General features: G+C 56.5%; 25 protein-coding genes. 24 read left to right on the forward strand and 1 reads right to left on the reverse strand.

What is annotated here, in order from left to right:
• Nucleotides 1–10: 10 nt before the first annotated feature.
• The gene (locus MKZ79_RS13555; protein WP_336142899.1) at nt 11–1,597 is read right to left on the reverse strand and encodes a gamma-glutamyltransferase family protein; all 1,587 of its coding nucleotides are present in this window, start codon (nt 1,595–1,597) and stop codon (nt 11–13) included.
• 196 nt (nt 1,598–1,793) lie between these two features.
• Between MKZ79_RS13555 and hpxU the strand changes: the two genes are divergently transcribed.
• The 24 genes from hpxU (at nt 1,794) to MKZ79_RS13675 (ending at nt 26,358) form a co-directional block, all read left to right on the forward strand.
• Nucleotides 1,794–2,633, forward strand: a complete 840-nt coding sequence (gene hpxU / locus MKZ79_RS13560) for a MurR/RpiR family transcriptional regulator HpxU (protein ID WP_336142900.1) — start codon at nt 1,794–1,796, stop codon at nt 2,631–2,633.
• Between the two features lie 242 nt (nt 2,634–2,875).
• Complete coding sequence (locus MKZ79_RS13565; protein WP_336142901.1) at nt 2,876–3,655, forward strand: transporter substrate-binding domain-containing protein; 780 nt, start codon at nt 2,876–2,878, stop codon at nt 3,653–3,655.
• Between the two features lie 12 nt (nt 3,656–3,667).
• Entirely contained in the window at nt 3,668–4,327 is a 660-nt protein-coding gene (locus MKZ79_RS13570) for an amino acid ABC transporter permease (protein WP_336142902.1), read from the forward strand.
• A complete protein-coding gene (locus MKZ79_RS13575; protein WP_336142903.1) occupies nt 4,324–4,980 on the forward strand; it encodes an amino acid ABC transporter permease in 657 nt (218 codons plus the stop codon). Before MKZ79_RS13570 ends, MKZ79_RS13575 begins: the two co-directional genes overlap by 4 nt.
• Nucleotides 4,961–5,698 carry an amino acid ABC transporter ATP-binding protein gene (locus MKZ79_RS13580; protein WP_336142904.1) on the forward strand — a complete coding sequence of 246 codons (738 nt, stop codon included), beginning with the start codon at nt 4,961–4,963 and terminating at the stop codon, nt 5,696–5,698. The genes MKZ79_RS13575 and MKZ79_RS13580 overlap by 20 nt, the downstream gene beginning before the upstream one ends.
• Before the next feature lie 29 nt (nt 5,699–5,727).
• Complete coding sequence (locus tag MKZ79_RS13585; protein ID WP_336142905.1) at nt 5,728–6,966, forward strand: pyridoxal-phosphate-dependent aminotransferase family protein; 1,239 nt, start codon at nt 5,728–5,730, stop codon at nt 6,964–6,966.
• Nucleotides 6,966–8,249: an allantoate amidohydrolase gene (gene hpxK / locus MKZ79_RS13590; protein ID WP_336142906.1), complete on the forward strand. Its 1,284-nt coding sequence runs from the start codon at nt 6,966–6,968 to the stop codon at nt 8,247–8,249. Before MKZ79_RS13585 ends, hpxK begins: the two co-directional genes overlap by 1 nt.
• Nucleotides 8,239–8,733 carry a 2-oxo-4-hydroxy-4-carboxy-5-ureidoimidazoline decarboxylase gene (gene uraD / locus MKZ79_RS13595; protein WP_442897156.1) on the forward strand — a complete coding sequence of 165 codons (495 nt, stop codon included), beginning with the start codon at nt 8,239–8,241 and terminating at the stop codon, nt 8,731–8,733. The genes hpxK and uraD overlap by 11 nt, the downstream gene beginning before the upstream one ends.
• 13 nt (nt 8,734–8,746) lie before the next feature.
• Nucleotides 8,747–9,082 carry a hydroxyisourate hydrolase gene (gene uraH, locus MKZ79_RS13600; protein ID WP_336142908.1) on the forward strand — a complete coding sequence of 112 codons (336 nt, stop codon included), beginning with the start codon at nt 8,747–8,749 and terminating at the stop codon, nt 9,080–9,082.
• An 850-nt stretch (nt 9,083–9,932) separates the two neighbouring features.
• Nucleotides 9,933–10,964: a GNAT family N-acetyltransferase gene (locus tag MKZ79_RS13605; RefSeq protein ID WP_336142909.1), complete on the forward strand. Its 1,032-nt coding sequence runs from the start codon at nt 9,933–9,935 to the stop codon at nt 10,962–10,964.
• A 17-nt stretch (nt 10,965–10,981) separates the two neighbouring features.
• On the forward strand, nt 10,982–12,148 hold the full coding sequence (locus MKZ79_RS13610) for an aminotransferase class I/II-fold pyridoxal phosphate-dependent enzyme (RefSeq protein ID WP_336142911.1): 1,167 nt from the start codon (nt 10,982–10,984) through the stop codon (nt 12,146–12,148).
• A gap of 16 nt (nt 12,149–12,164) precedes the next feature.
• The gene (locus MKZ79_RS13615; protein WP_336142912.1) at nt 12,165–12,905 is read left to right on the forward strand and encodes a hypothetical protein; all 741 of its coding nucleotides are present in this window, start codon (nt 12,165–12,167) and stop codon (nt 12,903–12,905) included.
• Nucleotides 12,902–13,459 (forward strand): histidine phosphatase family protein, encoded by a 558-nt coding sequence (locus MKZ79_RS13620; RefSeq protein ID WP_336142913.1) that lies wholly within the window; start codon nt 12,902–12,904, stop codon nt 13,457–13,459. The genes MKZ79_RS13615 and MKZ79_RS13620 overlap by 4 nt, the downstream gene beginning before the upstream one ends.
• Nucleotides 13,456–14,349, forward strand: coding sequence for an NAD-dependent epimerase/dehydratase family protein (locus tag MKZ79_RS13625; protein WP_336142914.1), 894 nt, complete (start codon nt 13,456–13,458; stop codon nt 14,347–14,349). Before MKZ79_RS13620 ends, MKZ79_RS13625 begins: the two co-directional genes overlap by 4 nt.
• On the forward strand, nt 14,346–14,954 hold the full coding sequence (locus tag MKZ79_RS13630; protein ID WP_336142915.1) for a methyltransferase family protein: 609 nt from the start codon (nt 14,346–14,348) through the stop codon (nt 14,952–14,954). Before MKZ79_RS13625 ends, MKZ79_RS13630 begins: the two co-directional genes overlap by 4 nt.
• 15 nt (nt 14,955–14,969) lie before the next feature.
• Nucleotides 14,970–15,236, forward strand: coding sequence for an acyl carrier protein (locus MKZ79_RS13635; protein ID WP_336142916.1), 267 nt, complete (start codon nt 14,970–14,972; stop codon nt 15,234–15,236).
• Nucleotides 15,233–16,456, forward strand: a complete 1,224-nt coding sequence (locus MKZ79_RS13640; protein WP_336142917.1) for a beta-ketoacyl-[acyl-carrier-protein] synthase family protein — start codon at nt 15,233–15,235, stop codon at nt 16,454–16,456. Before MKZ79_RS13635 ends, MKZ79_RS13640 begins: the two co-directional genes overlap by 4 nt.
• Nucleotides 16,449–17,402, forward strand: a complete 954-nt coding sequence (locus tag MKZ79_RS13645; RefSeq protein ID WP_336142918.1) for a hypothetical protein — start codon at nt 16,449–16,451, stop codon at nt 17,400–17,402. The genes MKZ79_RS13640 and MKZ79_RS13645 overlap by 8 nt, the downstream gene beginning before the upstream one ends.
• On the forward strand, nt 17,399–17,743 hold the full coding sequence (locus MKZ79_RS13650) for a hypothetical protein (RefSeq protein ID WP_336142919.1): 345 nt from the start codon (nt 17,399–17,401) through the stop codon (nt 17,741–17,743). Before MKZ79_RS13645 ends, MKZ79_RS13650 begins: the two co-directional genes overlap by 4 nt.
• A 1-nt stretch (nt 17,744) precedes the next feature.
• On the forward strand, nt 17,745–18,179 hold the full coding sequence (locus MKZ79_RS13655; RefSeq protein ID WP_336142920.1) for a hypothetical protein: 435 nt from the start codon (nt 17,745–17,747) through the stop codon (nt 18,177–18,179).
• Between the two features lie 62 nt (nt 18,180–18,241).
• A complete protein-coding gene (locus MKZ79_RS13660; RefSeq protein WP_336142921.1) occupies nt 18,242–18,961 on the forward strand; it encodes a 1-acylglycerol-3-phosphate O-acyltransferase in 720 nt (239 codons plus the stop codon).
• 100 nt (nt 18,962–19,061) lie between these two features.
• Nucleotides 19,062–20,219 carry an efflux RND transporter periplasmic adaptor subunit gene (locus tag MKZ79_RS13665; RefSeq protein ID WP_336142922.1) on the forward strand — a complete coding sequence of 386 codons (1,158 nt, stop codon included), beginning with the start codon at nt 19,062–19,064 and terminating at the stop codon, nt 20,217–20,219.
• Nucleotides 20,216–23,296 (forward strand): efflux RND transporter permease subunit, encoded by a 3,081-nt coding sequence (locus MKZ79_RS13670; RefSeq protein ID WP_336142924.1) that lies wholly within the window; start codon nt 20,216–20,218, stop codon nt 23,294–23,296. Before MKZ79_RS13665 ends, MKZ79_RS13670 begins: the two co-directional genes overlap by 4 nt.
• Nucleotides 23,293–26,358 (forward strand): efflux RND transporter permease subunit, encoded by a 3,066-nt coding sequence (locus MKZ79_RS13675; protein ID WP_336142925.1) that lies wholly within the window; start codon nt 23,293–23,295, stop codon nt 26,356–26,358. The genes MKZ79_RS13670 and MKZ79_RS13675 overlap by 4 nt, the downstream gene beginning before the upstream one ends.
• Nucleotides 26,359–26,369: the final 11 nt, after the last annotated feature.

Here is a 26,369-nt window from a genome sequence, read left to right on the forward strand (position 1 = left end):
CTCTCTCCTGTTAAAAACCGGCCGCGCTGCCGTTGCTGCGGGGATCGCAGGCGCCTTCCAGCATGCCGTTGGTATGGCGGACGATGGCGCCCGCGTGTCCGACCGCCTCGCTGAAATCGGGCAGCGCTTCGACTTCGTGCCCCAGCTCGCGCAGGCGGTTAAAAGTGTCGGGGGAAAAGCGGCCTTCCAGCTTCAGCGAATCGGAAGCCTGGCCCCAGGTTCGTCCAAGCAGCCAGCGCGGCGCGCTGACGCACTGTTGCAGCGGCATGTTCTGCACCACATGACGGGTAAAGATTGCTGCCTGAGTTTGCGGCTGGCCGTCGCCGCCCATTGAGCCATAAACCATCGTGCGTCCGTCGTTCAGCCGCGCGGCGGCGGGATTCAGCGTATGGAAAGGTTGCTTTCCCGGCGCCAGAGCCAGCAGATGGGCGGGATCGAGACTAAAGGCCGCGCCGCGGTTCTGCCAGGTAATGCCGGTACCGGGGATCACCACACCGCTGCCGAATTCGTGATAAAGACTCTGGATAAAGGAAACGGCCAGGCCGCTGCTGTCCATAACGCCCATCCAGACGGTATCGCCCGGGCCTTTGCCGGTTCCCCACGGCGCGGCGCGGCAATCGCTGATCTGGCCCGCCAGCGCCTGCAGCCGATCGGTATCCAGCAGCGCCTGCATCTCTTCGCTCATATGCAGCGGGTCGGTGATATAGCGGTCGCGCAGGTCGAAAGCCAGCTTGGTGGCCTCCACTATGCGGTGTATGGTCTGCGCCTCGTCCGCCTCTGCCATCTTCAGATGATTAGTAATGCCGAGGATCGCCAGCGATACCAGGCCCTGCGTCGGCGGCGTCATATTAAATATTTCGCCATAGTCATGCTTAACGCTCAGCGGCCTGCGGCGTTTCGCCCGCTGCTTATTCAGATCCTCCAGCGTAATCGGCATCCCGAGCGCGGACATTTCGCCAGCCAGCCGGTTCGCCAGCGAGCCGCGATAGAAACACTCCAGGCCTTCTTCCGTCAGCAGGCTCAGCGTGCTGGCCAGTTCCGGTTGGGTAAAGCGGCTGCCGGCGCGCGGCACTTCGCCATCCGGCAGAAAGGTAGCGGCGAAGCCGGGCTGATCCGCCAGCTCCTGATATTTGCCGGCGGTAGCGGTCGCCTGCGAGGCAGTGACGGGAATGCCGTCCGCGGCGTAGCGAATGGCGTCGGCCAGCAGGCGCGAAAGCGGCATAACGGCGCCGCCGGACTCTTTTGCCACCGCCAGCGCTTCCGCCCAGCCGCTTACCGTGCCGGCAACGGTCAGCGCCGCTTTCGGCCCGCGATGAGGGATCGCCGCCACGTCCTGATAGAAGGCGAAATCAGCCAGCGAACCCGCCGCGCCGCTGGCGTCGATAGCCACAGGATCGCCCTGTGGCGGCATGATTAGCCAGAAACCGTCGCCGCCCAGGCCATTCATATGGGGATAGACCACGGCGATAGTGGCCGCTGCCGCCACCATCGCTTCGATCGCGCTGCCGCCTTCGCGCAGGACGGCCAGCGCGCTTTCGCTGGCAAGATGGTGCGGCGTCACGGCCATACCGAGCGGCGCGATATTACTTTGAATCATCACAATCTCACTATTGGTGACAGAGAGCAGGATCAAGCAAGAGCCGTTCCACTTTGCCACGGCTTTGCCCGTTAGGTGTCGCGCGTGCCGTCGAAACCCGCCGCGACCGCCATGCGAACCAGAGAAAATTCTTCTTCAGGCATGGTATTTGTATAAGCTCTTCCTCTCTGAAACGAAAGTTACGAAGGGTTACGCCATGAAGCAGCTTGATGAACGTCTGAAAAGCCACTATCCGCAGCTGTCGCCGCAGGAACAGCGCGCGGCGGACTTTATCTTCGATCACTTCGACGACCTTATCAGCTACAACAGCGCGGAACTGGCGCGGCTCAGCGGCGTTTCCAAAGCGACCGTCAGCCGCCTGTTCAGGCGGCTCGGCTATGAAAAATATCGCGATATGCGCGATGAGCTGCGTACTTTACGCCAGAGCGGAATGCCGCTGACCGACAACCGCGACGCGGTGCAGGGCAACACTTTACTGGCGCGTCACTACAAGCAGGAGATGGCGAACCTCACGCAATTAGTCAGCCAGCTGGATGCGGCGCAGTTCAGCGAAGTCGTACAAAAGCTGGCCGTCAGCAGACGTATTTTTATTGTCGGGATGCGCAATTCCTGGCCGGTAGCGCTGCATTTCAGGCAGCAGCTGTTACAGGCGAGAGGCGATGTGGTGGTTTTACCGCAGCCGGGACAGACGCTGGCGGAAGAACTGCCGGATATCACGCCGGACGATATCGTGGTGGCTGTCGCTTTTCGCCGTCGTCCGCGCATCATAAAGCCGCTCCTGCAGCAGCTGCGGCAGGCAAACATCCCCACGCTGGTGATCTGCGAGCCTCAGGCGCAGACGATTCTTGCTCTGGCTCGCTGGCAGCTCTGCGCGCCGCTGGACAGCGTTTCCGCCTTCGACAGCTACGCCTGCGCCAACAGTTTAATTAACCTGCTGACCAACGCGCTGCTGCACGAGCTGTTGAGTAAAGGCCGCCAGCGCATTCATCAAATCGCCGACCTCTACAGCCAGCTGGAGGAGCTGGAGCAACGCTGACAGGGCACCATTTTGGTGCTTTGCTTTATGACGGGGCATCCTGCAGAACCCTGTTACTCTCTTATTAAGCGTCTCTGCTGCTGAACGTTGTTACCCGCTTTCTGCCTGGTTAAAAAGCCTTTTTATGCTTTCTCTGGCTCGCTGAAGTGATTTCCCGCGCTTGCTCTCTCTCTGGCACATTAGTTGCAGAAGCTTTTATCAGGAATCTTTCGTTTCATCTTGTATCGACCGGGGAAGAAAAAATGAAAAAAGCACTACTGATGATAGCGGGCGCGGCCCTGATGTTTACGCACTTCGCCAAAGCGGACCAGCTGCAGGATATTGAAAAGCGCGGCGTACTTCGCGTGGCGGTGCCGCAGGATTTTCCGCCTTTTGGGTCGGTGGGCACCGATCTGCAGCCTCAGGGCTACGATATTGATATGGCGAAATACCTGGCCGGCCAGATGAAACTTAAGTTACAGCTGGTGCCGGTAACCAGCGCCAACCGCGTGCCTTATCTGCAAACCGACAAGGTGGATCTGGTGATTTCCAGCCTGGGGAAAAATCCCGAGCGGGAAAACGTTATCGCCTTCAGCCGCGCCTATGCGCCTTTCTTTCTGGGCGTCTTTGGGCCAAAAGAGGCGGCGCTGAAGGACGCGGCTGCGCTGAGCGGTAAATCGATCGGCGTGACGCGCGGCGCGGTGGAAGATATGGTGCTGAGCGATGCGGCGCCGAAAGATGCGCAGTTAAAACGCTATGAAGATAACAACACCACGCTGTCGGCTTACCTGTCGGGTCAGGTGCAGTTTGTGGCGACCGGCAACCTGGTGGTTGCGGCGATTGCGCGACAGAACGCCGATAAAGCGCCAGTGGCGAAATTTATGCTGAAGGATTCGCCCTGCTTTATCGGTATGCGTAAAAACGAACCGGCGCTGAAGGCGAAGGTGGATGCGCTGATCGAGCGGGCGGTGAAGGATAAAACGCTGGATAATCTGTCGCAGCAGTGGCTGAAGGCGCCGCTGCCGGCCGACTTCAGCGCGTAAGGCGGCATCCCGATGGCGCAACTTAATTTTCCCGCTCTGCTGCCTTACTGGCCGCAGCTGCTGGCCGGGTTATGGGTCACTATACAGCTGACCGTAATGGCGACCATTGGCGGCGTGGCGCTGGGTATTCTGGGCGCGGCGCTGCGCAGCGGACAGCCTTCTGCGCTCAGCCGCCTGTGGGGCGGTTACGTAGAGCTCATCCGCAATACGCCTTTTGTCGTGCAGCTCTTCTTTATCGTGTTCGGTTTACCCAATCTCGGGCTAAAGCTGACCGCGGGCGAAGCGGCGCTGCTGGCGATGCTGATCAACCTCGGCGCCTACAGCACGGAAATTATTCGCGCCGGCATTCAGGTGACGCCGAAAGGGCAGTGGGAAGCGGGACGCGTACTGGGCCTGACGCGGTCGCAAACCTTTCTGCGCGTGGTGCTGCCGCCCGCGCTGAAGCGCATCTATCCGGCGCTGGTCAGCCAGTGCATTATCGTGATGCTGGGGTCGTCGGTGGTGTCGCAGGTTTCTTATGAAGAGCTGACCTTCGCCGCCAACCTGATTCAGTCCCGTACTTTTCTGAGCTTCGAAGTTTATCTGGCCACCACGCTGATCTATCTGGCGCTGTCGATCGCAATGCGTCAGCTGCTGCTGGCCGCCGGACGTAAATGGTTGGGAGCCTTATGAACACTTTTACCGACTGGGATATCTTGCGCAACCTGCTGCTGGCGGCTCGCTGGACGCTGCTGCTGTCGCTGACCGCTTTCATCGGCGGCACGCTGGTGGCGATGCCGCTGGTGATGGTGCGCCTGACGCGTCGCCGCTGGCCCAACCGGCTGATTAGCGCTTATATCGAACTGTTTCAGGGCACGCCGCTGCTGATGCAGCTGTTTCTGGCTTTTTTCGGCGTGGCGCTGTTTGGCGTGGATGTTTCCCCGTGGACGGCGGCTTCGCTGGCCTTAACCTTCTACAGCAGCGCCTTTCTGATCGATATCTGGTTCGGCAGCATCAAAGCGTTGCCCAAAGGTCAGTGGGAAGCCTCGCGCTGCCTGGGGCTGGATTTTGGGCAAACCCTCTGGCGCGTGGTGTTGCCGCAGGCGCTGCGCGTCGGTATCGCGCCGACCGTAGGCTTCGCCGTTCAGGTGGTAAAAGGCACCGCGCTGGCGTCGATTATCGGCTTCGTCGAGCTGACCAAAGCGGGCACCATTCTGAATAACGTCACTTATCAACCGTTTAAAGTTTTTGGGCTGGTGGCGCTCGGCTACTTCCTGATCTGCTATCCGCTGTCGCGCTACAGCCAGTACCTGGAGAAAAAATTCAATGCCGCTCATCACCATTAATCAGGTACAGAAATATTATGGCGACAACCACGTGCTGAAAGGCGTGGATCTGGACGTTGAAATGGGCGAGGTGATCTCGATTATCGGCCGCAGCGGCTCGGGCAAAAGCACGCTGCTACGCTGCATCAACGGGCTGGAAGGCTATCAGGAAGGCAGTATCAAGCTGGGCGGCATGACCATTACCGATCGCGACTCGCAGGCGCGCGAAATCAGCCGCTCCGTTGGCATGGTATTTCAGAACTTTAACCTCTTTCCGCATATGACAGCGCTGGAAAACGTGATGCTGGCGCCCAGGCGCGTGCTGAAGAAGAAAGAGGCGGAATGCCGCGCGCTGGCGGCGCAGATGCTGGAAAAAGTGGGGCTGGGCGATCGTATGGATTACTACCCGGCGAACCTTTCCGGCGGCCAGCAGCAGCGCGTGGCGATTGCGCGGGCGCTGGCGATGACGCCGAAAGTGCTGCTATGCGACGAAATCACCTCGGCGCTGGATCCGGAGCTGGTGGGCGAAGTGCTGAAAGTGCTGGAGCAGCTGGCGCGCGAAGGCATGACGCTGATTCTGGTGACGCACGAAATGAATTTCGCCCGCGAAGTCGGCGACCGCGTTGTGTTTATGCATCAGGGCCGCGTCCGCGAGCAGGGTGACAGCAAAAGCCTGTTCGCCAGCCCGCAGACGCCGGAGCTGAAACAGTTTATCTCATCGGTGCGCGGCCTGAGCTGAGCGCCGAATCCGCAAGAGAAGGAAAGAAAATGGACGTAACCCGCTACCCGCAAATCAATCCGCCGCAGCGCCTGCTGATGGGGCCTGGGCCCATTAACGCCGATCCTCGCGTTCTGCGCGCCATGTCCAGCCAGCTGCTTGGCCAGTACGATCCGGCGATGACGCATTACATGAACGAAGTCATGGAGCTGTATCGCGGCGTGTTCCGCACGCAGAACCGCTGGACGCTGCTGATCGACGGCACTTCCCGCGCGGGGATCGAGGCGATCCTGCTGTCGGCGATCCGCCCTGGCGATAAGGTGCTGGTGCCGGTATTTGGCCGTTTCGGCCACCTGCTGTGCGAAATCGCCCGCCGCTGCCGCGCCGAAGTCCACACGATTGAAGTACCGTGGGGCGAAGTCTTTACGCCAGACCAGATCGAAGACGCGATCAAAAGCGTGCGTCCGCGCCTGCTGCTGACCGTGCAGGGCGATACTTCCACCACCATGCTGCAGCCGCTGGCCGAGCTGGGCGCTATCTGTAAAAAATATGGCGTGCTGTTCTATACCGACGCCACCGCCTCGCTGGCCGGCAACGCGCTGGAAACCGACGCCTGGGGACTGGATGCGGTTTCCGCCGGCATGCAGAAATGCCTCGGCGGCCCGTCCGGCACCTCGCCGATCACGCTGAGCGCGGAAATGGAAGCGGCGATCCGCAAACGTAAATGCGTGGAGGAAGGGATCCGGACGGCAGAGCATCAGGATGGCGATGACGAGATGATCTATTCCAACTATTTCGATCTCGGCATGATCATGGACTACTGGGGGCCGGAGCGGCTTAACCACCATACCGAAGCGACTTCGGCGCTGTTCGGCGCGCGTGAATGCGCCCGTCTGATTATGCAGGAAGGCCTGGAAAACGGCATCGCGCGGCACAAGCTGCATGGCGATGCGCTGCTGAAAGGCATTCAGGGCATGGGGCTGGAAACCTTCGGCGACCTGAAGCACAAGATGAACAACGTGCTCGGCGTGGTGATCCCGCAGGCTGTTAACGGCGACCAGGTGCGCAAGCTGATGCTGGACGATTTCGGCATAGAGATCGGCACCTCTTTCGGCCCGCTGCACGGTAAGGTATGGCGTATCGGCACGATGGGCTACAACGCTCGCAAAGACTGCGTGATGCAGACGCTAAGCGCGCTGGAGTCGGTGCTGACGTATCTGGGTTACCAAACGCCGCAGGGCGCGGCGATGCAGGCGGCCTGGGATCATTACGCCGCTGGGAGCCGCTGATGACGCCGGTAAGCCTCGCAGAGGCGCAGCGAGCGGCAGCCAGGATAATGGCGCGCTGCGATCGTCTGGCGACGATCAGCGAAACCCCGGACGCGCTGACCCGCGTCTACCTGTCGCCTGAACATCTTCAGGCCAACAAACTGGTTGGCGAATGGATGGCCGCGGCCGGGATGCGCGTCTGGCAGGACAGCGTCGGCAACATTTGCGGGCGTTATGAGGGAGAGCAGGCCGGCGCGCCTGCGCTGCTGCTGGGTTCGCATCTGGATACCGTGCGCAACGCAGGTCGCTATGACGGTATGCTTGGCGTGCTGACCGCCATCGAAACCGTGCAGGCGCTACAGCGGCAAAATCAGCGGCTGCCGCTGGCTATCGAAATCGTCGGTTTTGGCGATGAAGAGGGAACTCGTTTCGGCATTACGCTGCTTGGCAGCCGCGGTCTGACGGGAAGCTGGCCGGAAAGCTGGATTAACCATCCGGACGGCAACAGCATCACCGTGGCGCAGGCGATGGCCGATGTCGGGTTAGATGCGCAGGCGATCGGCCTGGCAGCCCGCGAAGTAAGCGATATCGCTGCCTATCTGGAACTGCATATTGAACAGGGGCCGTGTCTGGAACAGGCGGATCTGGCGCTGGGCGTGGTCACGGCGATTAACGGCGCGCGTCGGTTGAACTGCCGCTTTGTCGGCGAAGCGGGCCACGCGGGTACGGTGCCGATGGCGCACCGTAAGGATGCGCTGGCCGCAGCGGCGGAATGGATGGTGTTTATCGAGCAGGCCGCGCCGCAGCATAGCCCACAGCTGGTGGCTACCGTCGGCACGCTGCAGTGCCAGCCCGGCGCGGTCAACGTTATTCCTGGCGAAGTCGCACTCAGCCTGGATATTCGCGGGCCGGAAGATCGCGCGCTGGCGGAGCTGCTGTCGGAACTGCTGACTCAGGCGGAAGCGATAGCGCTGCGTCGCGGTTTAAGCTTCAGCGCCGAAGAGTATTATCGCATCCCGGCTACGCGCTGCGATGAAAAACTGCAGGCCGTGCTGGTTGATGCGGTGACGCAGGTTCAGGGCCGTTCGCTGTCGCTGCCGAGCGGCGCGGGTCACGACGCCATCGCTATCGCCGAGCGCTGGCCGGTCGGTATGCTTTTTGTGCGCTGCGATGGCGGCATCAGCCATCATCCCGCAGAAGCGGTAAAAACCGAAGACGTGGCGCAGGCCGTGCGGGCGTGGACAAAAGCGGTCAGCGATGTGGCGATGCTATGGCCGTGCGCGGGAGGTGAACGTGTCGCCTGAACAATTTAACGAATTACCGACTGACGAAGCCAGAAAGCGGCTCGCCCACTGCGTGGCGTTGGCAGACTGGATTGAAAAACTGGTGGCCGCACGGCCTTTCTCATCGCTGGAAGAACTGTTGCAGACCGGCGACAGGCTGGCGCGCGGCTGGGATGGTCAGGCGCTGGACGCAGCACTTGCCGCTCATCCGCGCATCGGTGAAACAGCGTGCGGCGATGGCAAAGAGGCGGCGCTCTCCAGAAGCGAGCAGAGCAGCGTAAAAGAAACCGGCGACGAGCTGAAAGAAGCGCTACGCTCAGGCAATGCCGCTTACGAGCAGCGCTTTGGCCGCGTGTTTTTGATTCGCGCCAAAGGGCGAAGCGGCGAGGAGATGCTGGCCGAACTGCGTCGGCGGCTGGGCAACGAGGCGCAGCGTGAACAGCAGGAGGCGCTGGATCAGCTGCGGGAAATTACGCTGCTGCGCCTGCGGGAAACTTTTCAATAAAGGAGCGCGCTTAATGAGCACCATCACTACCCATATTCTGGACACTGCGCTGGGCAAACCGGCCATCGGCGTCGCGGTTTCGCTGGAGCAAAACAGTAGCCAGGGCTGGCTGCCGGTAGCGCAGGGCGACACCGACGCGGACGGGCGGATTAAAGATTTAACGCCTGAACCGCTTGCGCCGGGACACTATCGTCTGATCGCGGAAATTGGCGACTATTTCGCGGCAGATGGCCGCGACGCGCTCTATATCAGTGCCCAAATCGATTTTGTGCTGTCGGAAGCGGGTAGCCATTACCATCTTCCTTTTCTGATCTCGCCGTGGTCATGGTCGACCTATCGCGGTAGCTGACCCAATCGCGGGTGTTACCCGTCAGATATAGCTCTGTGCCTGCTGACAGCGGCTCACGCGACTTTTGGTCGTGCAGATACTCTTGCACCCAGGCTGCGCGCCGCTTCGCACAGTAACCCCTCGTTACGCTCACGTTTTAACTCTTTTCCTGAGTGGCTAACACGGTTTTTACATCGGAAACCGCTGTTATTATCGTGGAACTAAAACCGTTCTTTCGTCTTCTAAAAGGCTCCAAAAAGTGCCTGGATTTTCGCCGATCCGCAACGATGGGTCATCGTCATTTTAGCCTGTTATTTTCCTCGGAAGCGTTTTTAACCCCTTGTCTGAAAGCATGATTGGCAAAAAAAGCAGCACCTTGTCTTCTGGTAACTTAACGCAAAAGCGCGATTAAAATCTTTATGTTAATGAGAATTATTTGCATTATTTTAATCTAAAAAATATCTTTGCCAGCTTGCTGAGCGATGCCGATGGCTGAAGGAGATAGCAGACCTGAATGCGCAGACACGCCAGGCCTGGCGGGGAAGAAGCTATTTACAGGTAGTGGCAGGAGATTATTTTTTAATCTGCTCCGAAGAGCCTTTTTAAGAGTAACCTCACGCTTATCCTTCACCCTAAGCTTTGTTTATGTATCCTTTTACTTTTTTCACCCCTCTTTTTGCAGGGATAATTTTCTGCGCAGGGTAAAGGCAGCGATCGCTTCTCTTGTTGTGCTATAAATTTCAATCAACTACAGATATTTCTCAACAAAAATTATGTGCGTAGTTCAATTTTTATATTAATTCCTGTTGTTGACGTAATATTACAAATCGTGCAAGCATTAATTTACCTAATATAATCAGGCTGAATGGGTATGTACCGCTATAGCTGCGATCTGCAGGACGTTGAGAAAAAAGCGTTAACCGAAATTTATAACTCACAGCACCACACGTCTTTGGATGTAGCAGCGTTAAGCGAGCAGATCGACAGTGCCATTGGTTTATCAAATGCCGACGTGACTTTTCCGCTTATCGTGAGCGGACAGAATCAGGTCAAAGCATTTTGCCTGGTGCATTACTCCGCTCAGGAAAAAATACGCGACTCAGGCCAGCTGCATTTTTCAATGTTTATTGCGGCCAACGAAAGCGCGGTATTACGCTTTTTGTTCGACTCCGTTTTTGTTGAGGTGAACAGGCGTGCATTACCGCTGGCGGAGAAAACCGCTCTCTATGGCCCGCTGCATAATTCCGTTCTGATCAAACGAGGATTAAGAACCTTTGCAGATGAGCCATTTACTTATCAAATGCCGGATAACGATCCGGCCTGTTGTGAAAACCTGCTGGAAGCCGGAGCGGTAAAAGCGAAAGATCTGCTGGAAATTATCTATGAATATCATCCTGACGACAGTTTGCTGACGCAAGTGGATCCCCGTTTGCTGACTCGTCTGGAGGCGGTTTCATTTGAATTTGTGCAGAAAGAGCAGATAACGGCCTGTCAGGATGAAATCGCCGCCGTCTATAACGCCGCCTGGAAAGATAACTGGGGAACCAGCGCAGCCTCGCCCAATGAAATTGCCCTTGCTGCAGGCAATGTCAAAAATATTATGGGCATGCTGGCAAGAAAGGATGGACGCATTATTGGATTCACCATGATGCAGTTTATCGACGACGACAGTGGAAAAACCGGCCGGGCGTTTCTTTCCGGCGTGCTGCCTGAATGGCGCCAGCGTGGATTATCGGTGGTATTGACCTCAAAACTCTCCGCGATTGCTATTAGTCAGGGTATTAAAAACTTCAGCATCTCATGGATGCTGGAAGACAATAAAATGATAATCAGGACGATGCAAAAGTTTACCCGGCATGGAAAAGGGCGGGTCAGACGTTACAGAATATTCTCTTTTGCGTGAAATTTAAGGAAACCGGTATGAGTTTGTACGAAATGGTCAATGCCGAACAAGGCGGCATTAACCTGAACTATTTCCCTCAGGTACGTTCCGCCTGCGGAAGATATCTTCACCTTGCCAACGGCGATAAAAATATCAATTTTTCGTCGTGCGATTATTTAGGTATGGCGAATCATCCGTTAATGAAAGAAGCGGCGATCCGCGCCATTGAGAAATATGGCACAAACATCAGCGGCCCGATGATATTTTGTGGTTACACCGAATATCATGAGGAGCTGGAAAAGCGTTACGCGGAAATGTTCGGCGTTAACCAGGCGCTGATGTATACCACTTCCTACCAGGCTAATATCGGCGCGCTGCCTGTGATCGCGCAGGAAGTTGACCTGATCGTGATGGATAAACTTTGCCATGTTTCGCTTTATGATGCGGTCAAGCTCAGCGGCAAGCCGTTTCGCGTCTACCAGCACAATAATATCGCCAGGTTGGCGGATATTATTAATAACAATCCCGGCAAGAAAATCCTGGTGGTGTCAGACGGCGTATTCTCCGCTGACGGTGATTTCTGCGACGTGGCCGCCCTGTGTGAACTTAAAGCGGATAATCCCAACCTGATTCTCTATATCGACGACGCGCATGGCGTGGGCGCGCTGGGCGCAGAGGGCTGCGGTCTGGTAGAAGCCAGCGGCTGCCTGGGAAAAGTCGATGTGATTATCGGTACCATGAGCAAATCTTTCGGCTCAACCGGCGGTTTCTGCATCATTAAAGACGATGAGCTGGCGCAAAAAGTAAAATATAAAAGCCCGACCTATAACGCTTCGCGTGCCGTATCACCAGGCGTGGCGGCCGCTTCCTGCATGGCGCTGGAGCTGAATAAGCGGGAAGGGAAAAGCCGACGCGCGCAGCTGGCGGAGCTGATCGACTACGCGCACCGTCGTCTTGAGCAGACCAGCGTCAATAAGCAGTACTCCGTGTCTGCCGTGATCCCGATTATCTTTGAAAAGGCGGAGCAGGCGGCGGCGGTTAACGCTTTTCTGCTGCAGAAAAATATTATGGCTTCCCTGTTTGTGCCGCCTTATGTCGAAAGAAATAAATCACGCCTGCGCGTTACCCTGACCAGCAATCATACCAATGAGGATATCGATCTGCTGGTGGATGCCCTGGAAAAGGCAATGGCCGTCGCCAGCTGAAATTGAGCCTGAAACTATGAATGGAAATATTTTTCTCCCTACGGCCGTACTGGTTTGTTGCTACTGGCTGCTTTGTTCTGGCCTGGGAATGCTGGCCAGTAATTATAATATCAAGATTAACTACACGCGAAAGATTGGGCATTTCTCTATGTTCATTTTTCCGGGCGTGGTCTATCTGCTTTTTAATATCAGCAACTCGACCGACAAAATCATTATAGCCTCGCTTTCCAGCGTCTGCTTTTTTCTGAGCCTGTTAGGTTTTTTCCGCGAGAAGCTAAAATATTTGTCGCTCTCTTTTCGCGCCATTGACCGGCCAGAAGATCGCCCCTATACGCTGGTCTGGATATTTTCGCAAACCTTTGTCGGGTTTATCGTGCTGGGCGCATTCAGCCTGCTGTGGAATAAGTTAAATATCCCACAGGAATTTATGTATATGACCATACTGACCACCACGCTGGGCGATGGCCTGGCGGAGCCGGTAGGGGTCAGGTTCGGCAAACATAAATACAAGGTGAAAGGGTTTCTTATCGAGAAAACCTTCTATCGCAGCTATGAGGGAAGCCTGGTTGTTTTCCTGGCCGCGCTTATCCTGGCCCTCTGTTTTATTAATCAATTTCATGGCGCAGGAAAAATGCTGATGATTTTTGTTTTTCCGCTGGCCATGATGCTGACGGAAGCTAAATCTCCCCATACCTGGGATACGCCGTTTCTGTTTTTTGTCGGGAATATCATCATTACCTGTGCCTGCTTATTATGATTGTCCTCGTTCGTCACGCCACGCCGAAAATTGACTATTCGCGCTGCTGTTATCGCACGGCCAGGGAGCGTCTGAACGATTACGATCAAACCAGAGAGGTAGATGAACAGGAGATTCAGCGTTTTTTCGCTTCTCCTGTTTATCAAAATATCGGCAATAAAGAGCTGCGGGTTTATAGCTCGCCAACGGGCAGGGCGGAACGTACCTGCCAGTTACTTTTTCACGCTGTTGATGATTACGTTACAGAGCCGAACCTGAAAGAGGTTTCCCTGAGCATCTTTCCTGTGCCGTTATTAAAAATGAAGGTGCGAAGCTGGTTTTTGCTTTCGCGGCTGGCCTGGCTGGCGGGATTTAGCCGGGAAAAAGAACGGGCTCGCCATGCCGTTCAGCGCGCCGTCGATTTTTTTCCCGTGCTTGAGGAAAACGAAAACGTTGCGATTGTTTCTCACGGTTATTTTATGCATTACCTGAAAAAAGAGCTGCGTAAAAACCGCTACAGACAGGGCGAGATATTCCGTGAGGGTTGTTTTACCGTAGAGGTCTGGGACAAATGAAAAAGGTTCTGATTACGGGAGCCAGCGGATTTATAGGGAAAAGCGTAGCCGATTACCTGAGCAGGCAGCCAGGTATCGAAGTCGTGCGCTATTCCCGATATCCAAAGCCCGGTTACTTTAGCTGCCAGCCGGGCGACGACGCCTGGCTAAAAATCGTCGACGAGTGCACGGCCATTATTAATTGCGCCGGCGTTGGGCTGGCTAAAATCAAACGTCAGCGCAACGCCAATGAAGCGATCGCCAGAGAACTGGTCGCTTCGCTGCCGTTGAAGAGCGATAAAAAGTATCGGCTCTTACATCTGAGCACCATTAAAGCCTATAACGCCCGCGGCTACGACGACGCCTACGCCGATGACAAGCAGCGCGCGGAAACCGTTTTTCTTGATAACAGCGACAGGTTGCGCGGCGAGCTGCTGCGTATTCCGGCGGTCTTCGGGACGAATGATGCGAATCTCAATCCTCTACTGAAGCTGGCGCAAAAGGGAAAACTGCCGGAAATCGAAGGCGATATCAGTAACTGGTTCTGCATCAGTAATGAGCAGATTGCCTGCTATATCCATCGCTGGCTGGAAGAGGAAAATCAGCAGCAGCTGCGCTGCAGCTATCTGCTCAGCCGTGCGCGCTACAGCGTCAACGATTTGATTAAAGCGGTTAATCGTCATATTCACGGCGACGCTTATCGGGCGGGGCGCAAAAAGCTTTTCCAGATCAGGATGCTTTATCGAATTTTGGCCCTGAAAAGCCGCCTGGCGGCGGGATTTCGCTGGAACCAGTTTCCCGCCGAGCGTTTCCAGGATCTGTTTCAGCGTAGCTGGGAGATAGAGCAATCGGAAAACATCGCCTTACACCTGGTTAATTTCGCCCCTGACGATATATGGAAAGGAAAATGAAAAAATTCCGCTTTTCACTGCTGTTTGCGTTTCTGACGCCGCTGCTGGTTTCGCTGGTCGCCGCCGTTTATCTCCATCGCGAACTGTTTCTTTATCCGGCCGCTTTGCTGGCGGTACTGAACGAACTTCTCTTTTTACGCGAGGTTTCCGACGCGCAGTCGCGGGATAAAGGCATCCTTAGCGCGGTAGTTATCTCTTCCACTATTGCGGTACTGATTTACTTCTCCGGCTCTTTTCCGCATACCGAGCCGCAACTGTGGGCTGGCGCGCTGCTGGTGCTGCTGGGCTGCGTTCTGCGCACCTGGGCCAAAATCACCCTGGGCGTGCATTTTTCCCATACGCTCCGGGTCATTACCGATCATCAGCTGATTAATCACGGCCTGTTCCGCTTTATCCGTCATCCGGCCTATAGCGGCACCATTTTGCTGATGGCCGGATTCGGCTGTTTTCTGCATCCCGATGCCGCTCTGCTCAGCTTTTTCATCTTCTTTATTCTGGCGATGCGACGCATCGAAAATGAAGAAGAGATGATGAACGCCAGCTTTGGCCAGCAATATACCCTTTATAAAAGATATTCCTGGAAATTATTCCCTTTTATCATCTAGTTAACGGAGAAGTTTATGCACACTGAAGAGACTCAGGCAAAGCTGAAAGCGCTGGTTGCGGAAATCCTTGAGGTCGACGCGGACGAGATTGCTGACGACGCCAACTTTAAGCACGATTTCGGCGCCGATTCGATCACCGGCATTGAGATTCTGGCCGCCATCGAAGCGGAATTTGGTTTAAATCTTCCCGAAAGCTACGTGGAAAACATGACCGATATGCGTTCTGTCTACGCCATCACGCAGCAGCATCTTGAGGCGCAGCCCGTAGGGATCGGGGAATGAGTCAGCACAGCGCGCAGGACCACGAACGTATTGTCGTCACAGGCTTAGGGCCTGTTCATGCGTTGGGGATCGGTAAAGAGGCTTTCTTCGCCTCGCTGGCCGCCGGTACGGACAGCGCTGCGCCAATCCGTTCCGTTGACGCCACGCAATACAAACATCACTACGGCTGCGAAGTGAATGAAGAGGCGCTGTCGCGCTATCCGCTTGATGATTTGCCCGCTGGCTGTGAAAAAGCGAGCCGATACGCCATTCTGGGCACCAAACTGGCTATCGAAGATGCCGGACTAACGCGCGAAGCGCTCTCCGGTCAGCCGGTCGGCTGTTTTTTAGGCACTACCGATGGCGAGTCGCAGCGTATCGACACGCTGGTTCATCAGCTGCAGGACGAGGCGGAGCCAGGCGCAGGCAGCTTTGCGGCGGTCGCGCATGCCCGCATCAGCCGTAACGTCAGCCTCTACCTTAACGCCACCGGGCCGGCTTACACCATCGGCAACGCCTGCTCGGCCAGCAACGCCGCTATTGTTTCCGCCGTAGAGTACCTGCAGAGCAGCCAGGCGGATTTCGCCATCTGTGGCGGCAGCGATGTCGCCTGTCGCAAAACGCTCTCTATTTTTCATCGGCTTTCCGCTATCAGCGAAAAGAAATGCACGCCGTTCGATAAAGCGCGCAAAGGCATTATTCCTGCGGAAGGCGCGAGCATCCTGCTGCTGGAGAAACTCTCCTCTGCAAAGCGCAGAAACGCGCGGATCTATGGCGAAGTCGTAGGCTACGGCATGAACTGCGACGCGACGCACATGACCAACCTTAACCCCGACAAGATCAAAACCTGTCTTGAGCGTGGCCTGAGCAGCGCCGGTCTGATCCCTGCGGATGTGGACTACATCTGTATGCACGGCACGGGTACGCCCGCTAACGATCTTAACGAGTATCAGTCGGTACAAAAAGTTTTCGGCGACGCGATCCCGATGTGCGGTTCGATTAAATCTATGGCCGGACATGCAATGGGCGCGGCAGCGGGATTTGGCGCTATCGCCTGCCTGTTTGCTTTAAATAAAGGCATACCGCCGACCATCAACCTGACCGAGCAGGATCCGGCTATCGTCTTACCGCTTACCAGCGAATTTTTACCGCAAACCGTGAACGTCGCGATTAATAACGCTTTCGCTTTCGGCGGGAACAATGCCATCGTCGCTTTCAGAAGGATGAACCATCATGAGTAACCTTTCACTTGCTGTCGCTCACTGGCATAGCCTGAAAGATGGCGTGCAGGCAGGTTCCGGGCAGCCGCTGCCCGCTGAAAATGGCCGCATCAATCCGGCTGAGGTGCTGGCCGGTAAAAAGCTGCGCAATATCGATCCGCAAACCATCGATATGCTGTGCTGTTTCGCCGCCCTGAGCCAGGTCGCCAACTGGGAACCTCATGCCGCAATGGTCAGTGCGACATCGATGGGCGCGTTCGACAGCGTGTGTAAACTGCTGCGGGAATCGAGGGAAAACGCGCTGCCTCACCAGATTTCGCCGGGCAATATTCCCAATACGGTGATTAACTCGACGGCTGGCCTCTCGGCGATTCACTATGGGTTTGACGGCCCTAACATCAGCCTGTGCGCCAACGAACTCTCTTTTTATGAAGCGTTAACCAAAGCTTTCGCCCTGATGCAGCGTCAGCAGGCCAACGATATTTTTGTCAGCGCGGTAGAGAGCTGGCAGGGTTTGTATGGTCGCTCGTTGAATCCTTACAGAACGGAAGATAACCGGGAAAAGCTGCCTCAGCTTTCTTACGCCGCGCTGTTTATGTTTTCCCGCTTGCCCGAGAGCGACGCGGTCGATCGCGTGCTGGCGGTGACCACGGGACGAGTACTGCAGCCTGCCGACCTCAGTGACAAACTGGCCAGTTTTTTGTTCAGCAGCGGCCATGCCTGCGACGACATTGAGCAGATCAACCAGTGGGGCGCGGACGGCCAGACAGAGGCGATCGCGCAACTTCTTCCCGGCGCCACGCTGACCAGCCTGAGCGCTTCGGCAAAGGTACTGATGTCTGGCCTGGGCGCCTGGCAACTGGCGCAGCTGCTTTCCACCGTGCGGCCGGGAAAACTCGCGGTTCAGCTGGCGATGGACAGTGAAGGGTTTTACGGCATTGCGATTATTAAGAAGGCGCAATCTTGAAAAGTTCTGCAAACACCTCGACGGAGAGTGAAATCTTTACCCGCTATTATGAGGCCGGCCATCGGGCGTTTCAGGGGCATTTTCCCAATAACCCGATTTTACCGGGCGTATTCTATTTTCGGGAAATACGCAGCCTGCTGCCTTCCGCGATGACGGCGGGCAGTTATGTAATTAAACAGGCGAAGTTTATTAAAATGGTCGGGCCCGATACGCAATTATTTTATCAAATCGGCCAGCGTCCTGTTGCCGACGAGGATAAAACAGAAGTGACCGCCATAGTGAAAAACGCAGCGGAAGAAACGGTGGCTAAAATACAATTTATAGTAAAGGCGGAAGGGTGAAATGCAGGCTGAAAACCGGGAGCATATCGGCATTATCGGCGTTAATCCTCATCGGTTTCCGATGGTTCTGGTGGACCGAATTATTGAAAACGGCAGCCAGGTCATCACCGAGAAGTTCGTTTCGTTGAATGACTATGAATTCCGTCAGGCGGATTTTAACAAGCCGGACGAACTGATTTATCCCGACTGGCTGATCGTTGAATCTTTTTTTCAGTCAGCCGGGCTTTTTTTGCATGATGTCGGCCGCGAACTGTCACCTTACGTTATCTCATGCAAGCAGGTTGAAATTTGTCGAACCGTCATGGCTGGCGATATTATCCGCCATCATGTTTCGCTTGATGTCCGTAAGGAGAGCTTTATTATTGTCAGCGGTGAAAGCCGGGTAGGTGATGAAAAAGCCATCAGCTACCAGCAGGTAATGCTGGGTTTTCAATGAGATAAAACGCAACAGGGTTAATGATTAGGCAAAATATGATCGCGATAGTCAGACTGATTCTTATGGGAATATTTATAATAGCCAGCACCTTTATAGTGCTGATCGTTTGCCTGCTACGGCCGCGTAACGTTAAAAATGTCTACTTTGCCGCACAGCTTTACAGCAAAATAGCCTGGCTGCTTGGGGTAAAAGTGACCATAACTGGCCAGGAAAACATTCCCGCCGGAAGCTGCGTTTATGTCGCCAATCACCAAAGCAACTACGATATTTTTTTCCTGACGGCAGCGGTTCCTTCCGGAACGGTCAGCATTGGCAAAAAAAGCATTCTTTACTTTCCCTTTTTTGGTTTGATCTACTGGCTGTCAGGCAACATCTTTATTGAGCGCGGCAACAAGATAAAAGCGATGCAGGCGCTGAAGAAAACAAAGGAAAAGATGCTAAAGAAGAATATGTCGGTATGGCTTTTTCCTGAAGGGACGCGCAATTATGGCAAAGGCTTAAAGCCATTTAAAACCGGTGCGTTTCATCTTGCCCGCAACGCCGAGCTTCCTCTGGTGCCGGTCAGCGCCAGCAGCTATTACCCGAACTTCCGTCTGAATCGATTAAATAATGGCGAGATGATTATTAAATATCTGCCGCCTATTGATAAAGAGACGCTGCTTACGCAGCCGGTTCGGGAAGTGGTCGCTTCCGTCTATGAAAAAATAAATAATGAAATCGCCTTGCTGGATGAAGAAACTGCTCGCGCCAATCGCCGTGCGGTGAAACAGCACACGCCTTAATTTTACGTTATTCCGTGGTTTTTATGCTGCCAGCGAAAGCTGGCAGTGGATTTCTGCACGCTTTTTCTGGCAATACAGGCTGTATCAATCGGAACGATTTATGAAGAAATCAGGAAAAATAACCCTCAGGTTTGTCATTTTACTTCTCGGTCTGACTACGCTGGGAGGATTTTTCCTGCGGGGAGAAGAAAAAACCGCTTCAGCAGAAAACGACGCCGGGGAAACCGCGCGTCAGCCTGTACAGATAGCCGCCGTCAGGCAGGCGGACGTGCCTGTCTTGCTGCAGGCGCCGGGCAATATCGTTTCCGAAGCCACCGTGAATATTACCAGCCGGGTGGACGGGCAGTTGACGGCCATTTATTTCACCGAAGGCGAAGAGGTGAAAAAGGGCCAGCTGCTGGCGCAAATCGATCCCAGAGAATATGAAGCGGCCCTGCAGCGCTACCAGGGCGAGCTGGCTGAAAACCGGGCGATGCTGAAAAGCGCCGGCGAACAGCTGAAACGCTACAAAACGCTGCAGCAGCAGCACCTGATCGCCCGTCAGGATCTGGACAACCAGGCGGCGACGGTGGAGCAGCTGCAGGGCGCGATTACCGCCTCGCAGGGACAGATTGCCGCCGCGCAGCTCAAGCTGGCGTTTACCCGTATCACCGCGCCGGTTTCCGGACGGGCAGGCCTGCGGCTGATCGATGAAGGCAACATGATCATTGCCAGCGAAAACAAAGCCATTGTTACCCTGACTCAGGAGCAGCCGGTTGCCGTCACGTTCAGCCTGCCGCAGGAAAACCTGTTCGCTGTCCGGGCGAAACAGCAGCGCTCGCGCCTGCCGGTGGCGCTCTTTGACGCCGATAATCGGCAGACGCTGGCGCACTGCCAGCTGCGTTACATCAGCAATGAGATCGATTCCGCCACGGGCAGCATCAAACTCAAGGCCGTTTGCGATAATGAAAATCGCGCGCTTTACCCCAGCCAGTTGGTTAACGCTCATCTTCAGCTCGATCTGCTGAAAAACGTGGTGGTTCTCCCTCAGCGCGCTATTCAGTACAGCCATCAGGGCAACTTTGTTTATGCCGTCGATGCCGGACGAGTTGTTCAGCGCGAGGTCACTACCGGCGCGCCCTATGGTCAGGACGATGTCGTCCTGAAATCCGGACTGCGCCCCGGCGAAAAGGTGGTCACCGAGGGATTTGCTGATTTGCATAACGGCAGCGCCGTTGACATTGTCGACGCCTCCGCAGGCAAAGAGGCTGTGCCGTGAATCCTTCTCAGCCTTTTATACGTCGGCCGGTCGCCACGCTGCTGCTGGCGCTGAGCCTTTTCGTCGGCGGGCTGCTGGCCGCGATAACCCTGCCGGTGTCGGCGTTGCCGCAGGCCGATTATCCGGTGATTCAGCTGACCACCTACTATCCCGGCGCCAGCCCCAAAATTATGGCTTCCGCCGTCACCGCGCCGCTGGAGCGCCAGCTGGGCATGATGTCGGGACTGGCGCAAATGTACTCCACCAGCGGCAACGGCATTTCGCTGATCACGCTACGGTTTAACCTGACGCTACCGCTGGATGTCGCGCAGCAGGAAGTGCAGGCCGCGATTAACGCCGCGACGAAACTGCTGCCGGAAGATTTACCGACGCTGCCGGTGTACAAAAAAATCAACCCGGCCGATAAGCCGCTGGTCACGCTGATGGCGACTTCCGAACGGCGACCGCTGACGGAAGTGCAGGATGTGATTAACAAGCGCATTGCGTTGAATATTTCTCAAATCAGCGGCGTCGGTAATCTCTCGCTGCTGGGCGGCCAGCGGCCCGCCATTCGCTTAACCTTCAATGAAGAGGCGCTCGCCGCCCACCATCTGAGCCTGGAAGCGGTGCGGCAGCGCGTGCTATCCAGCAGCCTGCAGAGCGCCAAAGGCGATATCAGCGGCCGCTATGAAACCTTGCTGCTGGATACCAACGATCAGCTGCAAACCGTCGCCGACTGGCGTCAGTTGATTCTCTCCTGGCAGGACGGCGTCGCGCTGCGGCTTGGCGACGTGGCGCGGGTAGAGCAGGGCGCGGAAGATGTTTTCCAGGCCGCATGGGTTAATCGTCAGCCCGCGATCGTACTGAATATTCAGCGTCAGCCGGGCGTCAACGAGGTCAAAGTGGCCGAGGCGATTCGCCAGCATCTGCCTGAATGGCAGGCGTCGCTGCCGCCTGACGTCACGCTGAAAATGCTGGTCGATCACAGCGAGACGATAAAATCGTCGGTGGCCGGCGTGGGAAAAGAGCTGGGCTTTTCGATACTGCTGGTGGTGCTGGTTACGCTGTTTTTCCTGCGCGATAGCGCCGCCACGCTGGTTACCGGCATCGTGGTGCCGCTGTCGATGGCCGGCACCTGCGTGGTGATGCATTTTTGCGGCTTCAGCCTGAATAACTTCACGCTGATGGCGCTCACCATCGCCTGCAGCTTCGTTATCGACGACGCGATTGTGGTGGTCGAAAACATCTCCCGCTGGCTGGAACGCGGCATGTCGCGCGTCGAAGCCGCTTTAAAGGGAACGCAGGAGATAGGCTTTACCGTGATTTCCCTGACGCTATCGCTGCTGGCCGTGCTGGTTCCTTTGCTCTTTATGCCGGGTATTACAGGCCGGCTGCTGCGGGAATTTTCCATTACGCTGGCGACGGCGATCGCCATGTCGATGATCATTTCGTTAACGCTTACGCCATCGCTCTGCGCGGCGCTGTTGAAGAAGTCCGCTCAGACTGGCGAAGGCCGCTTATTAATGCGTCTCAGAACGCTTTATGGTCGGGCGCTGGACCGCTGTTTAGATAACTCACGCCTGATTGTTTTTTCTACGCTGGCACTGGCGGTTGTTGCCGCCGCGCTCTATATGGCTGTGCCAAAAAGCTTTTTTCCCACGGAAGACACCGGCGTTATCCGCATTACCGCTGTGGCGCAGGGCGCCATCTCCAGCACGGAAATCAATCGGCGTCAGCAGCAGCTAAACGCGCTCATCCTGCAAAATCCGGCGGTGGCCAGCGTCACAGCCAGCACCGGCGTCAGCCCGGAAAACCCGGCGCTTAACCGCAGCCTGATGGTGGTTAACCTGAAACCTTCTTCGCAGCGCCGCCTGTCGGCGCAGCAGGTAGCACAGCAGCTACAACGCGCGGCCCTGAAGAAAACGGCGATGAAGATCTATGCCACCGTCGCGCCGCGCCTGACCTTAAACGATCTCGTCGCGCCGGGACGCTATCAGTTTACGGTTGAAGATACCGCTCGCGACAGGCTGCAGGAGAGCGCCGCCAGGCTGGTGGAGGCGATGCGTCGGCTGCCCGGTTTGACCGACGTCAGCAGCAGCGCGGACGAGCAGGCGAAAACCGTCAGGATTTTGATTAATCGCGATAAAGCTGCCCGTTTGGGGCTGAGCGTCGCCGATATCGATGCCGCGCTTTACAACGCCTTCGGGCAGCGCCAAATTGCCACGCTTTACACCGAAGCCAGTCAATATCGGGTAGTGCTGACCGCGCGTTCGTTGCATAACGGCGGCCTTGATGCGCTAACCCACCTTTCGCTGACGACCGATACGGCGGAAAACCGTAGCGCCGCTCGCGTTCCACTCAGCGCCGTAGCGGATTTTCAGCTGGGTCGGGAGCCGGTCACACAGGAAAAGATCAATCAAATCCCGGCGGTGGCGTTTTCCTTTAATTTGGCCGAAGGAGAGTCGTTACAGGCGGCGACAGAGGCTATTCACCAGCTTAAGACCCGGCTCGGCCTGCCGGAGAGTACGGTACTGCGTTTCCAGGGCGAAGCCGCGCTGTTTGAATCCTCACCGGCCAGCGAGCTATGGCTGATCGCCGCCGCGATCTTTTCAGTCTATGTGATCCTCGGCATGCTTTATGAAAGCTTTATCCATCCGGTCACTATCCTCTCTACGTTGCCTTCCGCCGGAGTTGGCGCGCTGCTGGCGCTGTGGGCAGGCCGGATGGATTACACCCTGATCGCCATGATCGGCATGATCCTGCTTATCGGCATCGTGAAAAAAAACGCCATTATCATGATCGATTTCGCGATTCAGGCGCAGCGGCGCGAGAAGCTGAGTGCGAAAGAGGCGATTCGCCAGGCCTGCTTGCTGCGTTTCCGCCCGGTGATCATGACCACCATCGCCACGCTGCTGGGAGCGTTGCCGCTGATGTTTGCCGTGGGCGACGGCGCCGAGCTGCGACAGCCGCTTGGCCTGGTCACCGTTAGCGGCCTGCTGGTCAGCCAGCTTTTAACGCTGTTTAGCGTTCCGGTGGTTTATCTGAGCCTGGCGCGCTTCGCTTTTTCGTCCGCCTTCACGCAGCGGGTTACGGCATGAAAACGCTTATTCGGCTGTTTATCGGTCGGCCTGTGGCGACGCTGTTGCTGACCATCGCCATCACTCTGGCCGGTCTGATTAGCTACCGTTTGCTGCCCGTTGCGCCGCTACCGCAGGTGGATCTGCCCACGATAGTGGTGACGGCTTCGCTGCCCGGCGCCAGTCCCGATACCATGGCGGCGACGGTAGCCGCGCCGCTGGAGCGCACGCTGGGGCAAATTGCGGGCGTTACGGAACTCACCTCCAGCAGCTCGCCGGGCAACAGTATGCTCGTGCTGCAGTTTGCCGTCAGCCGCGACATTGACGGCGCGGCGCGCGATGTGCAGGCGGCGATTGACGCCGCACAGTCGCTGCTGCCTGCCGACATGCCGACGCTGCCCGCCTGGCGGAAAATCAATCCGGCCGACGTGCCGGTACTGGTGATCGCCATGACCTCGGATAAGCTCTCTCGTGCAAAACTCTACCAGCTGGTTTCAACGCAGATTCAGCAGCGGGTCGCGCAGCTTCCCGGCGTAGGCACAGCCGATATTCTCGGCAGCTCGGCGCCGGCCATCAGAATTGATATCGATCTGCCGCGCGTCACCGCGCTTGGGCTTTCGCCGGAAAAGATCCGGCAGGCGATCAAGAACGCCACCTCCGCCAGAGCGGAAGGCGTGCTGGAGGTAGCCGATTCCCGCTTGATTCTGGCGGGCGAGATGCAGGCCGACAGCGTTGAGCAGTATCGCTCGCTGATCGTCAGCTGGCAGCACGGTAACGCTGTCCGGCTGGGCGAGATCGCCAGCGTCTACGAAGGCGTGGAAGATAACAATAACGTCGGATTTTATAACCAAAGTCCGGCGGTGATGTTAAGCGTTACCCGCCAGGCTAACGCCAATATGCTGGAGGTGATCGCTGGCGTGAAGCGGCTGCTGCCCGAGCTGCAGGCCAGCCTGCCTGAACAGGTAGCCATGAATATCGTCGTGGATCGCGCCGACTACGTTCACTCTTCGCTACGGGAAGCGGAGTTGACGCTGCTGTTGGCGATCCTGCTGGTGATCGCGGTAATTTACTATTTTATCCGCGAAAAACGGGTGCTTTTTATCGCGGCCATCACGCTGCCGGTCGCGCTGCTGGGAACCTTCACGGTGATGTGGGCGATGGGATTCAGCCTGAACAACCTGTCGCTGATGGCGCTGATCGTCTCGACGGGCTTTATTGTCGATGACGCTATTGTGGTGCTGGAAAACGTCAGTCGTCATGCGGAAAAGAAAAGCGCGCTGCGCGCCGCGCTGGCGGGAACGCGCGAGGTCTTTTTTACCCTGATCGCGATGACGGCTTCGCTTATCGCTATTCTGCTGCCTCTGCTGCTGCTGGATAATTTAATGGGCCGGGTTTTTCGCGAGTTCGCGATTACGCTGGTCGCCACCTTGTTGATTTCGCTGTTTCTTTCTCTGAGTCTGACCCCCATGCTGTGCGCGTGGCTGCTGCGCAAAAAATCGGGGACGGCGGCAGAAAATAAACGGGGAGGCGCGCGACTCCACGCGGCCTACATGCGCGCTTTAGCCTGGACGCTGGCTCATCAGCGACTGACCGTTCTGGCGCTGGTAGTGATGACGGGCCTGAATATTCTGCTTTACGGCTGGGTCGACAAAGGCTTTTTTCCGCCTCAGGATACCGGTCTGCTGAAAGGCGTCGTTCAGGTGGAAGATAACGCCTCGTATGATGAGTTACAGCGGCAGTTGCTCAGCAGCGTAGAGCGTATTCGTCAGGATCCGGCGGTGAAAAGCGTGATTACCGCCAGCAACAATGGGCTGTTCGTTAACCGGACGGTGGCCACCATCTATATTTTACTCAAACCCTGGGAGCAGCGTGCCGACACGGCGCTGGCCGTCGCCAGCCGGCTCAACGCCACCATGCGCAAGCGATCGGGCGTAAAGGTCCTGCTGCGCCCGGCGGAAGATCTGCATATCGGCGCCCGCAACGCCAATGCCGCCTGGCAATATACCCTGACCTCAGACAGCAGCGATCGGCTAAGGAAGTGGGCGGCGATTATGAAAACGCGATTGCGCGCGCTGCCGCAGCTGCGCGATGTGGATAGCGATCTGCAGGCGGGCGGGATCAAGGCGATGTACACAGTCGACCGGGACAAGGCTGCGCGGCTGCAGGTCGACATGGCTGATATCAATAGCTTGTTTAACGATCTGTTCAGCCAGCGGCAGATTGCCACCTGGTATCGGGATGACGATCTGCGCCATGTGGTGATGAATATCGACAGATCGGCATTAGCGAACCCGCGCCTGGCGGAGGCGCTCTATGTGGTGAATGCGGCCGGAGAAAAGGTGCCGCTGCGGGCGTTTTCTCAACTGACGTACGTACCGGCTTCGGTCGCCGTAGCGCATCAGGGCGGCATCGCCGCCGCGACGCTGAGCTTTAATCTTCAGGAAGGCGTATCGCTGAAACAGGCGATGGAGTTAATCAGTCGCGAGGCGATCAAAGCCGGTCTGCCGGGCTCCGTGCAGGGCGAGTTCCAGGGCAGCGCGAAAGCTTCTCACCAGTTTACCCTGACCATGCCGCTGCTGATTTTCTCGGCCTTTTTTATTCTTTATGTGGTGATGGGGATGCTGTATGAAAGCTATCTTCATCCGCTGACCATTCTTTCCACGCTACCTTCGGCGGGCGTTGGGGCGCTGCTGCTGCTGCTGCTCACCCGCACGCCGCTGACTATCGTGTCGCTAATCGGCATTTTGCTGCTGGCGGGCATTATTATGAAAAACGCCATTATGATGATTAACGTGGCGTTGAAGGCGCAAAACAGCGGAACCACGCCGACCGAGGCCATAACCTATGCCTGCCTGCTTCGTTTTCGTCCCATTATGATGACTTCTCTGGCGGCGTTTTTAGGCGCTATGCCGCTGGCGCTGAATTATGGCGGCGACGCGGCGCTCAGGCGGCCTTTGGGGATTGCGATCGCGGGCGGGCTGGCGCTCAGCCAGATTTTAACCCTGTTCACCACGCCCGTTGTCTGGCTCTGGTTTGAACGGCTCCGCCGCCGCGTTGCAGCACGGAAAGCGCAGAGCCGTTAATATCAACGTCG

It is taken from the genome of Erwinia sp. CGal63 (assembly GCF_037026505.1).
In the GTDB taxonomy this organism is placed as follows: Bacteria; Pseudomonadota; Gammaproteobacteria; order Enterobacterales; family Enterobacteriaceae; genus Erwinia.

Excerpts from the sequence above, each read along its gene's own strand:
- MKZ79_RS13580 (WP_336142904.1), top strand. The coding sequence starts at position 4,961 with ATGCCGCTCATCACCATTAATCAGGTACAGAAATATTATGGCGACAAC.
- hpxK (WP_336142906.1), top strand. The coding sequence starts at position 6,966 with ATGACGCCGGTAAGCCTCGCAGAGGCGCAGCGAGCGGCAGCCAGGATA.
- MKZ79_RS13605 (WP_336142909.1), top strand. The coding sequence starts at position 9,933 with ATGTACCGCTATAGCTGCGATCTGCAGGACGTTGAGAAAAAAGCGTTA.
- MKZ79_RS13675 (WP_336142925.1), top strand. The coding sequence starts at position 23,293 with ATGAAAACGCTTATTCGGCTGTTTATCGGTCGGCCTGTGGCGACGCTG.
- MKZ79_RS13565 (WP_336142901.1), top strand. The coding sequence starts at position 2,876 with ATGAAAAAAGCACTACTGATGATAGCGGGCGCGGCCCTGATGTTTACG.
- MKZ79_RS13570 (WP_336142902.1), top strand. The coding sequence starts at position 3,668 with ATGGCGCAACTTAATTTTCCCGCTCTGCTGCCTTACTGGCCGCAGCTG.
- MKZ79_RS13555 (WP_336142899.1), bottom strand. The coding sequence starts at position 1,597 with ATGATTCAAAGTAATATCGCGCCGCTCGGTATGGCCGTGACGCCGCAC.
- MKZ79_RS13655 (WP_336142920.1), top strand. The coding sequence starts at position 17,745 with ATGCAGGCTGAAAACCGGGAGCATATCGGCATTATCGGCGTTAATCCT.
- hpxU (WP_336142900.1), top strand. The coding sequence starts at position 1,794 with ATGAAGCAGCTTGATGAACGTCTGAAAAGCCACTATCCGCAGCTGTCG.
- MKZ79_RS13610 (WP_336142911.1), top strand. The coding sequence starts at position 10,982 with ATGAGTTTGTACGAAATGGTCAATGCCGAACAAGGCGGCATTAACCTG.
- MKZ79_RS13645 (WP_336142918.1), top strand. The coding sequence starts at position 16,449 with ATGAGTAACCTTTCACTTGCTGTCGCTCACTGGCATAGCCTGAAAGAT.
- MKZ79_RS13620 (WP_336142913.1), top strand. The coding sequence starts at position 12,902 with ATGATTGTCCTCGTTCGTCACGCCACGCCGAAAATTGACTATTCGCGC.
- MKZ79_RS13640 (WP_336142917.1), top strand. The coding sequence starts at position 15,233 with ATGAGTCAGCACAGCGCGCAGGACCACGAACGTATTGTCGTCACAGGC.
- MKZ79_RS13630 (WP_336142915.1), top strand. The coding sequence starts at position 14,346 with ATGAAAAAATTCCGCTTTTCACTGCTGTTTGCGTTTCTGACGCCGCTG.
- MKZ79_RS13585 (WP_336142905.1), top strand. The coding sequence starts at position 5,728 with ATGGACGTAACCCGCTACCCGCAAATCAATCCGCCGCAGCGCCTGCTG.
- MKZ79_RS13665 (WP_336142922.1), top strand. The coding sequence starts at position 19,062 with ATGAAGAAATCAGGAAAAATAACCCTCAGGTTTGTCATTTTACTTCTC.
- MKZ79_RS13615 (WP_336142912.1), top strand. The coding sequence starts at position 12,165 with ATGAATGGAAATATTTTTCTCCCTACGGCCGTACTGGTTTGTTGCTAC.
- MKZ79_RS13575 (WP_336142903.1), top strand. The coding sequence starts at position 4,324 with ATGAACACTTTTACCGACTGGGATATCTTGCGCAACCTGCTGCTGGCG.
- MKZ79_RS13635 (WP_336142916.1), top strand. The coding sequence starts at position 14,970 with ATGCACACTGAAGAGACTCAGGCAAAGCTGAAAGCGCTGGTTGCGGAA.
- uraH (WP_336142908.1), top strand. The coding sequence starts at position 8,747 with ATGAGCACCATCACTACCCATATTCTGGACACTGCGCTGGGCAAACCG.
- MKZ79_RS13660 (WP_336142921.1), top strand. The coding sequence starts at position 18,242 with ATGGGAATATTTATAATAGCCAGCACCTTTATAGTGCTGATCGTTTGC.
- MKZ79_RS13625 (WP_336142914.1), top strand. The coding sequence starts at position 13,456 with ATGAAAAAGGTTCTGATTACGGGAGCCAGCGGATTTATAGGGAAAAGC.